A 13311-nucleotide genomic window follows, 5' to 3' on the forward strand; every position below is an offset into this window, starting at 1 on the left:
TCGGCTAGAGCGGCCGATACACATCCGCGCGGTGAGCGATCCGCACCACGTAGACGATGCGGTCGTCGCGGTCGATGCGGACGAGAATTCGGTAGGCGATGCCGACGTAGGCGCTGCGATAGTCGCTCAGGCGGCCGGTCAGTGGCTTCGTGACCCGTAGCGGGTTCTCGGCGAGAGCGCCACCGCACAGCTCGAGGACGGCGTCGGCAAGCTTCTCGGGGAGGCGGCCGAGCGCGCGGATCGCAGGGCCAGTCAGCTGGACGTCATAGGGGTCATCCGTCACTGGCGGCCGCGCCGTAGGGCTGTCCGAGCATCGTCGACGCTCAAGGTGCGGCCATCAGCGATGTCCGCGGTCGCCTCGGCGACCTCCGGAGCCGTGAGCGGATCGTTCAGCCATTCGACCGTGTCGGTCAGCTGTTGCAGGTCGTCGGCCGACACCAGCACGGCGGCGGCCTTACCGTGGCGGGTGATGGTGATGGCGTCGTGGGTGGACCCCACCGCCTCGACGAGTTGCGACAGCTTGTCCTTGGCCTCGCTCACGTTCATCGTTCGCATGCGCCCAGTGTAGCCGGCCCGGCCATATTTCGGGGTGGACATGGCCGAAAAGCTAGCCGAACGGCCTCGGTTCGCCACGGCACGATCACGGCCCGCGCAGGTGCCCTCCACGCGCCTCGTCCATGCTCATGGCGTGGGTCCGCTCCCGGGCCCAGGCCCGGGTCCAGCCGAGCTCGGTGAACAGGTGGTCGAGCAGGTTGCCGGTGAAACCCCACACCCAGCCGGAGTCGAGCCGGAAACCGGCGCTGCCGTGACCGGCGATCGTCACGGTCGCGCGGTTCGCGGGGTCGAGCAGGTGCGCCACCGAGACCCGCAGGGTGTGCAGCACCTCGCCGGGGGTGATCGCGCTGACCTCCTCGGGTGCGTCGGTCCAGCCCAGCACCGGGTGCACCACGAAGCCGCTGATCGGCACCAGCACCGGGTCGAGCTCGGCGAGCACCTCGATGTAGCGCGCCGGCAGCCCGATCTCCTCCTCGGTCTCCCGCAGCGCCGCCTCGACCTCGGTCTCACCCTTCTCGAGCCGCCCGCCGGGCAACGCGATCTGACCCGGGTGGTGCCGCAGTGCGGGGGAGCGCTGGACCAGGAACAGGTCCAGCGCGTCGCTCACGCCGTTCGTCGCCCGGGCGCGCCTGTCGGTCGGGGTGAACAGCGCGAGCACCGCGGAGCTGCGGTACTGCGCGGCCAGCGTGGCGTCGTAGGAGTGGATGCCGCCGAGGGGCCGGATCCCGGCCGCCACGGCCTGCTCGATCAGGTCCTGCAGCGCCGCACGCCCCGGGTGGGCGGGTTCCGCTGGCGAGGTCACAGACCCAGCCTACGATTCCAGGCGGTTCTGCCCCGGTCACACCCCAACTCACACCCCGAGTCATACCCCCAGTCGCACCCGCCGAGCAGGTGGTTCTGCCCGGATAGCAGGCGCATTCCGGGCAGAACCCCCTGTTCGGCCGTGCCACGCGGGCAGAACTCCCTGTTCGGCCCCAGCGTGGGGAGCGAGGTCAGTCGCTGTAGCCGACGGTGGCGTCACCGGCGCTGACGTGGACGTCGAGCGTGTGCGGCGAGGCGGGGTCGGTGCGGACCTCGATCGTGCGGTCGCCTGCGGAGACCTCGCCGCTCTCGGCGTAGGCGCCGTCGGGCAGGTTGACGATCGCGTCACCGGCGCTGACGTCCACGTAGGTGCTGTCTGGCTGTGGACCCGTGAAGGTGCCGGTGAAGCGCCCGGCGCTGACCTGCACGTCGATCGTCTCGGCGCCCTCGGTGGTCACGTTGGCCTCGCCCGCGCTGACCTGGCTCGAGACCGATGTGCTCGCGCCGTCGAACGTGAGCGAGCCTGCAGAGACATCGATGACGACGTCCGTGAGGTCGCCGATGACGTCCATGCCGCCGGCGCTGACCTCGAGGTCGGCGGAGACGGCCCCTTCGAGCTCGTCGGGCAGCACGAGCGTGGCCGTGGTGCGGGAGGTGGTGCCGAAGTCCGGCCAGAAGCGCCACCAGTCGTTGTCCTCGCGGACGACCAGCCGGTTCCCATCGTTCTCGAGCACCCAGTCGGCGTTGCTCCGACGACCGGAGGCCACCACGTCGAGGCTGGCCTCCTCGACGTCCGCGAACGTCAGTGTGAGATCGCCCGCCTCGACCGTGATGTCCAGGTGCGTGACGCCGTCGACGGCGGCCGTGTAGGTAGCGCTGTGCCTGCCGCTGCCGGCGTTCACACCGACGGCGATGGCCTGCACGACCATGCCGATGATGACGACGCCGCCGATGAGCGCCACCAGGATCGCGACCCAGCTGTGTCGCCGGGGCTGGCGAGGGCCGACGGGGGCATCGTTCGGTGCGTCGTCGGTGGGGAGCATGTCCGTGGTCATCGGGGTTCCGTTCCGGGGTGTGAGTCGAGATGGGCGAGCACAGCCAGCACCCGGCGGTTGCCGGAGGTGCCGGGCTCGAGATCGAGCTTGGTGAACAGCGAGGAGATGTGCTTCTCCACGCTGCCCTCGGAGATGAAGAGCGACGCCGCGATCGCCTGGTTGGAGCGTCCCTCGGCCATCAGCCCCAGCACCTGGGACTCACGGTCGGTGAGCCGAGACAGCTTCGTGTCGCGGTGCCGCCGGGTCAGCAGCTGGGCGACGACCTCCGGGTCCAGGGCGGTGCCGCCCGCCCCGACGGTGGCCACGCTGGCGAGGAACTCCTCCACATCGGCGACGCGATCCTTGAGCAGATACCCGAGGCCGCCGGTGTTGGCCGCGATCAGCTCGGTGGCGTACCGCTCCTCGACGTACTGGCTGAGCACCAGCACCGCGAGGTCGGGGTGTGCAGCGCGCAGCCGCAGCGCCGCGCGGATGCCCTCGTCGGTGAACGTCGGGGGGAGCCGCACGTCGAGGATCGCCAGGTCCGGCTGCGTGGCCGCCACCTCGGCGTCCAGGCGCGAGGCGTCGGGAAGCGCAGCGACCACCTCGTGCTCGCTGTCCGCGAGCAGCCGCACGATCCCCTCGCGGAGAAGGACCGAGTCTTCGCAGATCAGGATGCGCACGGGAGGCTCACTTCGATGGTCGTCGGCCCGCCGAGTGGGCTGGTCAAGGACAGGGTGCCGCCGGCGGCGGCGACGCGGTTGGCGACGCCGTCGATCCCGCCGCCGGGGATCCTTCGCGCGCCACCGGAGCCGTCGTCCTCGATGCGGGCCCAGATGTTGCCGCCCGGGCGCCGCATGATCGTCACGCGGCAGCTCTGCGCCTCGGAGTGCTTGGCCGCGTTGGTGAGGGCCTCGGCGACGGCGAAGTACATGGCGGCCTCGGTCTCGGGGGTACAGCGACCCTCGAGACGCACGTCGAGGTGCACGGGGATGTGGGAGCGGGCCGCGAGCGCCGACAGCGCGGCGTCGAGCCCACGGTCGGACAGCACCGCGGGGTGGATGCCGCGGGCGAGCTGGCGCAGCTCGGTGATCGCCGCCTTGGTCGAGGTGTGGGCCTCGTCGATGAGGGCTGCGGCGGCCTCCGGGTCTGAGGCCAGCTTGGACCGAGCCATGCCGAGGGTCATGCCGACCGAGACCAGGCGAGGCTGGACGCCGTCGTGCAGGTCGCGCTCGATGCGGGTGCGCTCCACCTCGGCGGCGCGCATGGCCTCGTTGCGCCGCTGGGTGGCGCTCTCGGCCCGCTGGGTCAGCTCCGCCTCCCGGGAGGGCACCATCAGCGACGGCGAGATCGAGCGGTGCGCGAGCGTCATCACGTAGACGCCGGCCGCTCCGATCAGCATCGCCGCGAACCCGATGCCGACGGCGGTGCCTCGGCCGGTCTCGAGCCCGAACCAGGGAGCCACGTACGTCTCCGCCGACATGACGGCGCTCGCGATGCCGTAGGCGGCACCGGTGACCATGAGCTGGATCAGCCACAGCGTGACGATGCCGAGCACACCGATGATCGTGAAGTGCAGCAGGCTGCGCAGGTTGGCGCGGTCGGTCACCTGGATCAGGAGCGTGTGGGGGATCCGCAGCCAGTCGGTCCGTTGCGAGCGCGGCATCGGCCGCTCCGGGACGCCGAGGTCGAGCAGCGAGGCGACCCGCTGCTCCTCGAACCAGGCGATCCACCAGACGCCGAGCGCAGCCAGCGCCAGGGCGAGCACCCCGATGCCGAGGGCGAACAAGCCGCCGATGCCGACCACGACTGCGGTGATCAGCAGCGCGATCGCCACGGTACCGATCAGTCCCATGGCGGCCAGGTGCGCGGCGATGGCCAGCAGCTGGCCGAGGCGTTTCCTCATGGGACCACGGTAGAAGCGTGGCGCCGCTCGCGGACACGGGGCGGGCCGGATCGTTTCCGGGGGATAGCCCCCGGTGGGCCGTCAGCGCGGCACGGGGAGGTGCGTGCGTGGCGCCATCCGGGCGCCGCGGCGCGGCCGGTGCACGCCGCCGAGCTCGATCAGCCGCTGGACCCGGTGCCGGTGCGGCGCATAGGGCGCGAGCAGCTCGGCCATGCCCGCGTCGTCGGTGGGGGTGCCGGTCAGTGCGTACCCGACGTTCCCCGCGATGTGGAAGTCGCCGAAGCTGACGGCGTCGGCGTCGCCGAGCACGCGGGCGCGGACCTCGGCGCTGGTCCAGATCCCGATGCCGCGGATGGTGCGCAGGCACCGATCGAGCTCGGCCGGACCGCGGCCGGCAGCCCGTTCCAGCGCAGGTGCCACCTGCGCGGCCCGTAGCAGCGGCGCCGAGCGACCGTGGTCGATCCCGAGCCGCAGCCACTCCCACGAGGGGATCGCGAGCAGCTGCGCCGGGCTAGGAGGCAGCTGCAGCCGCAGCTCCGGTGGCGCGCCCGGCGCCGGTTCGCCGTAGCGCTGCACCAGCCTCCGGTAGCCGCTGAACGCCTCGGCACCGGTGACCTTCTGCTCGATGATCACCGGGACCAGCGACTCCATGAGCAGCCCGGTGGCGCCGAGCCGCCAGCTCGAGAACTGCCGCCAGAGCCGGGCGATGACCGGGTGCCGGGGAACGAAGCCGGAGGGGTCGTCGTCGGCCCCCAGCATGCGTGGGAGCGCCTCGAGGGCCCAGGCAGCGCCGTCGCCCCATGCCCGGGCGAGGATCTCGCCGTCGAGGAGCGGGGAGATCGCGATCGTGGCCCCACCTGCGGGGGTGGGCACGGCGCGCCAGATGGTGCCGTCAGGAGCGGTACGGAAGCTCGGGTCGCCGGGGCCGTGGCGTAGCTGTGCGAGCACCAGGCCAGGTGGGCAGGGCCAGCCCGGTCGCCACCTGCGTACCGTCGCGGACCCCATCGTGGCAGCGTACGCGCGCGCCCGAGGCCGCTCAGCGCCGGCTGGTCGGGATGCTGGAGTCGCGGACGACCAGCTCGGTGGAGAGGGTGACGGCGGCGGGCACCACGTCGCCGTTCATGAGGCCGAGCAGCAGGCCGACCGCCTGGCGTGCCATCGCGGCGATCGGGTTGACGATGGTCGTCAGCGCGGGCGTCGCCTCGGCCGCGGTGTCGATGTTGTCGAAGCCGACCACGGAGACGTCGTCGGGTACCGACCTGCCGTGCGCTGACAGGACCTCCATCGCTGCCACGGCCATGACGTCGGAGGCGACGAAGACGCCGTCGAGGTCAGGGTGACTCGCGAGCAGCGCCTCCATCGCGGCGCGCCCGCCGGCGGCGGTGAAGTCACCATGCGCCACGGCGTCGTCGCGCAGCCCGGCGCCACGCAGCTCGCCGCGCCAGCCCGCCAACCGGTCGGCGCCGGCGACCATATCGACCGGCCCGGCGATCGTGGCGATCCTGGTGCGGCGCTGCTCGAGCAGATGACGGACGGCGAGCGCCGCGCCGTGAGCGTTGTCGACATCGATGTACGGCATGCCCGGCACCGGTGCGAACGGGCGGCCCAGGAACACCACAGGCAGCCCGGCAGCCTGCGCGGTGCGCCAGAACTCGTCCCGCCGGTGGTGCGAGGTGATGATCGCGCCGTCGGTGTGGCCGCCGCGCAGGTACTTGCTCAGGCGGCCGTCGCCGTCGTCGGGCTGGCCCATCACCAGGATCATCTGCAGCTCCGTGCGGGACAGCGCGGTGGCGATGCCGTGCAGGGTGCCGGCGAAGAACGGGTCGGAGAAGACCCTGGCGTCGGTCTCGGGGATGACGACGGCGATCGAGTCGGCCTGTCGTGTCACCAGCGAACGTGCGGCCCGGTTCGGTGCGTACCCGAGCTCGTCGATCGCGGCCAGCACGCGCTCGCGGGCGCTCTCGGAGACCCGGGGATCGGCGTTGACGACCCGCGAGACGGTCGCCCGGGAGACGCCGGCCTCGGCAGCGACGTCCTCGAGGGTCGGTGCGCTTCCACGCTTGCTCACGCCACTGCCCTCTCGTCGGCCCAGCGGCAACATTAGTGCTGGTCAGGCGACTCCGCGACGCGTTGGGCCAGACGGGCCGGGGAGCTGCACAGCACGCCTTTCATACTCCACTCACCCTGAAATTCACCCTAAGAGCTGGGAGGATTTGCGATTGGTCGGCGACTTACCGACGGACCCCCGATGACCTCGAGGTGGACCAGGTCGTGACGATCACCTATTCGGTGACCGTGGGCGATGAGCCCGATGCCACCATCTACAACCGGGTCGCCAGCCCCGATCCCCGGGGCGTGTGCGTCCCGGCCGCAGATGGCAACCCGGACTGCGAGACCGAGCACACCACGGCTTCGGCGGCGAGCGCTGCCCTGCCCAACACCGGAGCCGACGGAATGCTGACGCTCGCCGTGGGTGGCGGCATCCTCACCCTGCTGGGTGCGGCCCTGCTCCTGGGCATCGCTCGTCGCAAGCGCCAGCAGGCGGAGCCCAACCGCCTGACGACCCATCCCGGGCACTCCCGGGTGCCTCTGCTCGCAGAGGTACCCGGGAGCTGGCGTCTCGCCAGAGGCGTGGAAGGGGTCGAGGTCAGTGCTGAGCGAGCCAGGCGGATCCGACCGCCTGCTCGAGGTTCAGCACCGTCTGCACCTGCTGGACCGCCTGCTGCTCGATCTTGCGGCCGAGCAGCGGGATCCGCGCCTCGACGCTGCCCTCGTAGGTCAGCACGGTCTGGTCGGCCCCGGCCGGCACCAGCGTCACGGTGCCCCGGGCGCTCGCGGGCTTGCCGAGGACGTCGAGATCCACGGAACCCTGCCGCGACCCGTCGGGTGCAGCAGCGTCCCAGCGCTCGATCAGCCGCAGCTCGATGGTGCGTCCGATGAGGTTCTGGACCGCCGGGGCCAGATCGTCGGTGGGCAGCGCGCGCTGCGTGGTCACGGTGAAGCCCTCTGCGGCCGTTCCTTGCAGCTCGACGGCGGAGCTGACCGGCTTGCTGGCCGCGACCTTGCGCTCCACGTAGGCCGGGTCGGCGAGCATCTCGGCCACCTCGGCAGCCGGCGCGGCATAGGTGATACGAGCGTTGAAAGGGGTCATCGAGTTCTCCAATGATCGGCAGCCCACTTACGCTATCCACCGTGTCCACGATGAGCGACCTGATCGACTCGCGGGGAAATCTCTCAGGCGCCGACAGCGAGTGGCTGCACTTGCTCGTGGGCGACTGGCAGGTCATCTCCGACCTTGCCTTTGCCGACATGGTGCTGTGGCTGCCGACCGACGACGACGACTTCGTCGCGATCGCGCAGTGCCGGCCGTCGACCGCGGCGACCGTGCACCACGAGGACATCGTGGGGCGTGCCGCACCCCGCGGGTTCGTCTCGACGCTGCGGGCGGCAGCCGCCGCTCGCGAGATCGTCCGCGTGGGCGAGGCGCGCTGGACCGGTGCGTACGCGATCCGCGAGGAGGCGATCCCGGTGGTGCGTGCGGGCCGCACGATCGCCGTCATCGCACGCGAGACCCACCTGGGCGCGAGCCGCACGCCGAGCCGGCTGGAGATCAACTACGTCGAGTCCGCCGACGAGCTGTGCGCGATGATCGCGCGAGGCGAGTTCCCCGCGCCCAACGCCGCCACCGGACCGCGGCGCGGCGCGCCGCGCGTGGGTGATGGCCTGATCCGCCTCAACAGCGAGGGCGAGGTGCTCTACGCCAGCCCCAACGCGCTCTCGGCGTTCAACCGGCTGGGTGTCTCCGACGAGATCGTGGGCCGCTCGCTGGCCGAGGTGATCACGCCCCTGATCGAGGACTCCTCGCCGGTGGACGAGTCGATGCCGCTGGTCCTGATGGGGCGCGCGGCGTGGCGCACCGACGTGGAGTCGCGTGGGGTGTCGCTCTCGTTGCGTGCCCTGCCGGTGACCGAGCACGGTACCCGGATGGGCGCGGTGCTGCTCGTGCGCGACGTCTCCGAGCTCCGGCGGCGTGAGCGCGAGCTCATGACCAAGGACGCGACGATCCGGGAGATCCACCACCGTGTCAAGAACAACCTCCAGACGGTCGCGGCGCTGCTGCGGCTGCAGGCGCGCCGCAGCACCTCGCCCGAGGTCCGGGAGGCGCTCGACGGCGCCATGCGCAGGGTCGCGACCATCGCCACCGTGCACGAGGCGCTCTCCCAGACGATCGACGAGGTCGTCGACTTCGACGACGTGTTCGGCCGTGCGCTGCGCCTGGCGGCGGACGTCGCCGCCGTGGACAGCCCGCCGGTGACGTTCGTGCGCGAGGGCGCGTTCGGCCGCATCTCGGCCAGCGATGCCACCCCGCTCGCGGTGATCCTCACGGAGCTGGTGACCAACGCCGTCGAGCACGGGTTGAGCAAGACCGGCGGAACGGTGACCGTGCGCTCCCAGCGGGATGGGCGCAGGCTCTCGGTCCAGGTGATCGACGACGGCGTCGGCGTGGACGCCGCCTCGATGGACGGGCTCGGCACGCAGATCGTGACCACGCTCGTGGACACGGTCCTCAACGGCTCGATCGAGTGGGCGAGCCGCAGCACGGGTGGCACCGAGGTCAAGCTCGAGACCCGCATCGGTGAGATCAACGAGTAGGCAGCAGGTCCGCCTGCTCGTCGGTGCCCGCTGGATCCGGCAGAAAAAACAAACCGCCCTGCGCACCCGAGAAGGGCGCACAGGGCGGCGAATGCTGAATGCGGAAGTCAGCCGGCGCGACGCGCACGAGCCGTGCGGCGCTTGAGCGCTCGGCGCTCGTCCTCGGACATTCCGCCCCAGACGCCCGAGTCCTGGCCGGACTCGATCGCCCAGCGCAAGCAGGCGTCGACGACGTCACAGCGACGGCAGACGGCCTTCGCCTCCTCGATCTGCACGAGGGCCGGGCCGGTGTTCCCGATCGGGAAGAACAGCTCAGGGTCCTCGGTCAGGCAGGCTGCCTTGTGGCGCCAATCCATACGTGTGTCCTCCTAGCGAGCGTGGGTGTACGGCGAACAATGAGTAGCGCGATCCCGGTGATACCGGATGGGCGCTGGCGTCCCCGTTGCCCCGAAATTGACCGATATCCAGTGTCACACGCACCCCGTTCGCGCACAAGGGGTTGTTTCAGACGGGTGTCGGATTGATGATGAGACTTCTCTCACGTTGCATTCCCACGCACGTTCTGATCTCCGACGGCGGAGCGACCGATCCGGGGTCGTAGGCTGGCGGGGTGAGTGATCGCAGCTCCGCCGAAGGGCCGGCGCACGTTCCGGCGCCGGCTCCCGTCGAGGACCCGTGGCGCAACCTGCCGCTGCTGATCGCCCTCGTGGTCGCCGGGCTCGAGGGACTGGTGCTGGTCGCGGCGGCCGTGTGGTCGATCGCGTCGACCGTGCGAGCCGGCTTCGACAACGCCGCGGTCGCCATCGCGCTCTCGGTCTTCATGCTCCTCTTCGTGGGGCTGCTGGTGCTCGGCATCCACGCGCTGTGGCTCGGGCGGCGCTGGGGCCGCGGTCCCGTGCTCACGTGGCAGCTGATCCAGGCAGCGATCGCGTTCAGCGTGATCGGCAAGGCGCCGGGCTGGGCGCTCTACCCGATGATCGTGGCGTCGATCGTCGTGGGGGTGGGGCTGCTGCTGCCGGCGTCGGTCGCCGCGACCAGCCGTTCCTCCGGGTCCTCCTCCGGCACCGTGCTCTGAGGCGCGCCACGGTCGACCTGGAGCGCGACGGCGCGACCCTGCGCCACCAGGACACCGCGGCCGGGGTGCTGGTGCGCGTCCACCAGGGGTCGCACGTCGATCCCGGTCCACGCGGTGGTGCCCGCGGTCTGACCGAGGACGAGCACGGCGTCGGGCTCGCGCAGTCTTCTGGCGAGCTCGTGGAAGGACGCGCCGAGCGGTTCGGGCCGGGCGGTGGCGATGAGCGTGGCCGAGCCGGCTGCATCGGCGGCCACACCGGCGGCGGCAGCCGAGAGGCGGTCGACGTCATCGAGCAGGAGCACGCCCGGTGTGCGTGGCGTGACGGCGGCGGGATCGGTCCAGACCTGCCAGCCGGCGGCGCGCAGGCGCGCGGCGAGCATCCGCAGCGTGGTGGTGCGCCCGGTGCGGGGAGCGCCCAGCACCAGCAGGGTGTCGCCCGCGCGCAGCGGCGCGTGTACCGGACCGTTGTCGGGGCCGCCGAGGCCCAGCAGCACCCGCTCGCCGGTAGGAACGGCACCGAGCCCGGGCGGCAAGGCGACCAAATCCGGCAGGGGCTCGATGCGCAACGGGGTCCTCGCGGGCCGCGGCCAGGGCCCCGTCAGCGGCGCCAGCGCGACGTGCCCGACCAGCGCGGTGGCGCCGTCGAGCAGCACCCCGCGGCCCGCTGGAGCGCCGAGCTGGATCAGCTCGCGCGGCACCCCGGCCACGAGGGCGTCGGAGAGGTCGCGCGGCGCGAGGACCAGGTGCGCATGCGTGGCCGCCGCCCACCGCGCGGCCGGCGGCGAGGCGGTGAGCACCACGCCGAGGCGACGCCGCCGCGCGGCACGCAGCAGGTCGATCATCGTCTCGAGCGCGGTGCCGAACGGGAGCACGGAGTCCAGGGCGCGACACATGGCCTCGACGTCGTCGATGACCAGCAGCTCGCGGGCGGGGTGCGGTCGCTCGAGTGCCTGCAGCAGCAGCTGCACCCGGCGCACGTCGTCCGTGGCGCACGTGGTGCCACGCGTGGGCGCCTCCGGGGGCAGCAGCGGCTCGGAGGCCACCACATGGGTGGTGATCCCGCGCCGGACGGCCTCGACCGCGAGCGTGCGCGCGGCAGCCGTACGGCCGCTGCGCGGTGGCCCGCTGATGAGCAGCGTGTCGCCGAGGTCGAGGTGGGCGGCGCCGAGCCGTTGCTCCTCGGGAAGGTCGAGGAGCAGGAACGGAACGGCGTCATCGCGAACCTCGGGAAGCTCCGCCGTCGAGATCGAGGCGGGGAGCGGGGGCGCCCACGGGGCGCGCACACGGACGAGGGTGGGATCGGTCTGCGCTGCCAGGTCCCGCGCGGTCCGCAGCGTGGCGAGCAGGCGCGCGACACCGTCGTCGAGACTGCCGGGCCAGGCGATCTGGACGGTCGTGGAGCCGTCGGTCCGAACCACCGCACGCCCCGGCACCGCGGGCAGCCGGGCTGCGGAGTCCTCGCCGAGGACGTCGTGCGAGTCGGTCTGCTCGAGGACGCGTAGGCAGACCCGCACCGAGATGTTGGCGCGCATGTCGGCTGTCACGGCGCCGCCCGGTCGCTGGGTCGCGAGCACGAGATGGATGCCGAGCGAGCGGCCCTGGGCCGCGAGCCGGACCAGGGAGTCGAGCAGGTCGGGGTGCGCATCGGCCAGCGTGCGGAACTCGTCGACGATGACGAGCAGTCGAGGCATCCCGCCGGGCAGCTCGCGCAGGGACCGCACCCCGGCGTCGGAGAGCACGCGCTCGCGGCGTGCGAGCTCGGCGCGGAGGCTAGCCAGCGCTCGCGCGGTGGTGCCGGCGTCGAGGTCGGTGAGGACGTCGACCACGTGCGGCAGCTCCGCCAGCGCACCGAACGTGGCACCACCCTTGTAGTCGATGAGCAGCACCTGCACGTCCCGCGGGGCGTAGGCGACCGTGAGCCCGAGCACCCACGTGGTCAACAGCTCGGACTTGCCGGATCCGGTGGTGCCCGCCACCAGCGCATGCGGGCCGGCCTCGGCGAGATCGAGCCACAGCGGGCCCTCCGGGCCCATGCCCAGCGGTGCTGTCAGGCCCGGCGGGCGGCGCTGCCAGCGTCGCAGCACCTGCTCGGGGCTGGGGCAGCGCAGGAGGTCCTGCAGCGGCACGAGGCTCGGGAGCCCCCCGGTGCCCGCGGCCGCCTGCGCGATCGCGGTCGCCACCTCGTGAGCCCAGGCGACCGAGACCCGCCGATCGTGCTGGGGATCGACCTCGATCACGGCGGTGCACCAGGTCGGCACCTCGGCGAGGGAGGTCGCCACGAGGATACCGACGGCGTCTCTCGCCGGGGCCGGGTGTGCGCCCGGTCGGGTCTCGATCACCCGGAGGGTCGCGGTGGCGTCCGGGTGCGGGCCGGTGTGCGGCAGCGGTGCTGTCCAGTCCCAGCTCGGCGGCACGTCGAGCCGGAGGTCGTCCGGAGCGGCGTGGTGGACGGCCTGGCACACGAGCCACCGGGCCATCGCGCGGCACGCCTCGGGAGCCCCGACGAGCGCGACCCCACGCCCAGGCGGGGGCGGTGCGATCGTGCGGGACCGCCGTCGTCCATGGTGCTGCTCGGTGCCGACGTCCCACTCAGGGGGCGGGCCCGAGCCGGGTCGGTCGGCGACCACGAGCAGAGCCGATGGGTCAGGCGGTGGGGGAGGGACGTCGTCGCTCGGGGCGTGTCGCGGGTCCGCCTGCCGCTTCCTTGCTCGCTCGCGGAGCCACGGCCACAGCGCCGAGACCACGAGGACCAGCGGGAGGATCAGCCAGGTGACGGTGCGCCACGGGCTGCCGGAGTTCGTGCTGAGCGCCAGCGGGAGCATGGTGGCCGACATCGCGAGCGGCACCAGCAGGCGCATGCCCAGCCCCTCGGACAGCTCGACCGAGCGGGGCTCGGGCGCCAGCGCGGGATGGTCGCGGACCTCGATGACGCTGCTGCCGAGCGTGAGGCGGGACCCGGGCGTCAGCGTGAGGCCACGGCTCCGCAGGCGGCGGCTGCGGCCGAGCCGGGTGCGGCCGCTGCGGGTGCGGCGGCCCGGCCGCGCGGTGGCGTCGCTGCCCCGGCGGACGTGCGCGACCAGGCGGCCGCGCCGGTGCCTGACCCGCAGGTGCCGGCGCGAGAGGCGGGGGTCGGCGAGGGCGAGATCGGCGTCGTCGCCCCTTCCGACGACGACCTCGGTGTCCTCGGGCAGCGGGGCCACCCAGCCGACGTCGGGTCCGCCGACGACAGCCAGGTGGTACCTCGTCCCCACACGGCTCACACCGCCAGCCTGCCCCGAGAGACCCCC

Annotated in this window: 13 protein-coding genes and 1 pseudogene; 3 read left to right on the plus strand and 11 right to left on the minus strand. The window is 72.4% G+C overall.

Going from position 1 to position 13311, the window contains the following annotated elements:
- Positions 1 to 4 precede the first annotated feature (4 nt).
- From GPA03_RS10230 to GPA03_RS10265, 8 genes are all read right to left on the minus strand, one after another.
- Entirely contained in the window at positions 5 to 283 is a 279-nt protein-coding gene (locus GPA03_RS10230) for a type II toxin-antitoxin system RelE family toxin (RefSeq protein WP_156251870.1), read from the minus strand.
- Positions 280 to 555: a type II toxin-antitoxin system Phd/YefM family antitoxin gene (locus tag GPA03_RS10235; protein ID WP_156251871.1), complete on the minus strand. Its 276-nt coding sequence runs from the start codon at positions 553 to 555 to the stop codon at positions 280 to 282. The genes GPA03_RS10230 and GPA03_RS10235 overlap by 4 nt, the downstream gene beginning before the upstream one ends.
- Positions 556 to 640: 85 nt before the next feature.
- Positions 641 to 1357, minus strand: a complete 717-nt coding sequence (locus GPA03_RS10240; RefSeq protein ID WP_156251872.1) for an NUDIX hydrolase — start codon at positions 1355 to 1357, stop codon at positions 641 to 643.
- Between the two features lie 190 nt (positions 1358 to 1547).
- Entirely contained in the window at positions 1548 to 2411 is an 864-nt protein-coding gene (locus GPA03_RS10245; RefSeq protein ID WP_156251873.1) for a DUF4097 family beta strand repeat-containing protein, read from the minus strand.
- Complete coding sequence (locus GPA03_RS10250; protein WP_156251874.1) at positions 2408 to 3073, minus strand: LuxR C-terminal-related transcriptional regulator; 666 nt, start codon at positions 3071 to 3073, stop codon at positions 2408 to 2410. Before GPA03_RS10250 ends, GPA03_RS10245 begins: the two co-directional genes overlap by 4 nt.
- On the minus strand, positions 3061 to 4296 hold the full coding sequence (locus GPA03_RS10255) for a sensor histidine kinase (protein ID WP_156251875.1): 1236 nt from the start codon (positions 4294 to 4296) through the stop codon (positions 3061 to 3063). Before GPA03_RS10255 ends, GPA03_RS10250 begins: the two co-directional genes overlap by 13 nt.
- Before the next feature lie 81 nt (positions 4297 to 4377).
- Positions 4378 to 5301, minus strand: coding sequence for a DNA-3-methyladenine glycosylase family protein (locus tag GPA03_RS10260; RefSeq protein WP_156251876.1), 924 nt, complete (start codon positions 5299 to 5301; stop codon positions 4378 to 4380).
- A gap of 31 nt (positions 5302 to 5332) precedes the next feature.
- Positions 5333 to 6364 (minus strand): LacI family DNA-binding transcriptional regulator, encoded by a 1032-nt coding sequence (locus GPA03_RS10265; protein WP_241681215.1) that lies wholly within the window; start codon positions 6362 to 6364, stop codon positions 5333 to 5335.
- Positions 6365 to 6651: 287 nt separating this feature from the next.
- Here GPA03_RS10265 and GPA03_RS23145 point away from each other — a divergent pair.
- Positions 6652 to 6819 (plus strand): annotated as a pseudogene (locus GPA03_RS23145) (LPXTG cell wall anchor domain-containing protein); the annotation flags it as partial.
- Between the two features lie 124 nt (positions 6820 to 6943).
- On the opposite strand, the gene GPA03_RS10275 reads toward GPA03_RS23145, so the two are convergent.
- On the minus strand, positions 6944 to 7447 hold the full coding sequence (locus GPA03_RS10275) for a DUF2505 domain-containing protein (RefSeq protein ID WP_156251878.1): 504 nt from the start codon (positions 7445 to 7447) through the stop codon (positions 6944 to 6946).
- A 50-nt stretch (positions 7448 to 7497) separates the two neighbouring features.
- Here GPA03_RS10275 and GPA03_RS10280 point away from each other — a divergent pair, with 50 nt between their 5' ends.
- Entirely contained in the window at positions 7498 to 8949 is a 1452-nt protein-coding gene (locus tag GPA03_RS10280; protein ID WP_156251879.1) for a sensor histidine kinase, read from the plus strand.
- Between the two features lie 107 nt (positions 8950 to 9056).
- On the opposite strand, the gene GPA03_RS10285 is transcribed toward GPA03_RS10280, so the two are convergent.
- Positions 9057 to 9305, minus strand: coding sequence for a WhiB family transcriptional regulator (locus tag GPA03_RS10285; RefSeq protein WP_156251880.1), 249 nt, complete (start codon positions 9303 to 9305; stop codon positions 9057 to 9059).
- Between the two features lie 254 nt (positions 9306 to 9559).
- Here GPA03_RS10285 and GPA03_RS10290 point away from each other — a divergent pair, with 254 nt between their 5' ends.
- Complete coding sequence (locus tag GPA03_RS10290; protein ID WP_156251881.1) at positions 9560 to 10024, plus strand: hypothetical protein; 465 nt, start codon at positions 9560 to 9562, stop codon at positions 10022 to 10024.
- On the opposite strand, the gene GPA03_RS10295 is transcribed toward GPA03_RS10290, so the two are convergent.
- Positions 9916 to 13284: an FtsK/SpoIIIE domain-containing protein gene (locus GPA03_RS10295; protein ID WP_156251882.1), complete on the minus strand. Its 3369-nt coding sequence runs from the start codon at positions 13282 to 13284 to the stop codon at positions 9916 to 9918. The two genes, GPA03_RS10290 and GPA03_RS10295, sit on opposite strands and share 109 nt — an antisense overlap.
- Positions 13285 to 13311 lie beyond the last annotated feature (27 nt).

It is taken from the genome of Pseudactinotalea terrae (assembly GCF_009733845.1).
Lineage (GTDB): Bacteria > Actinomycetota > Actinomycetes > Actinomycetales > Beutenbergiaceae > Pseudactinotalea > Pseudactinotalea terrae.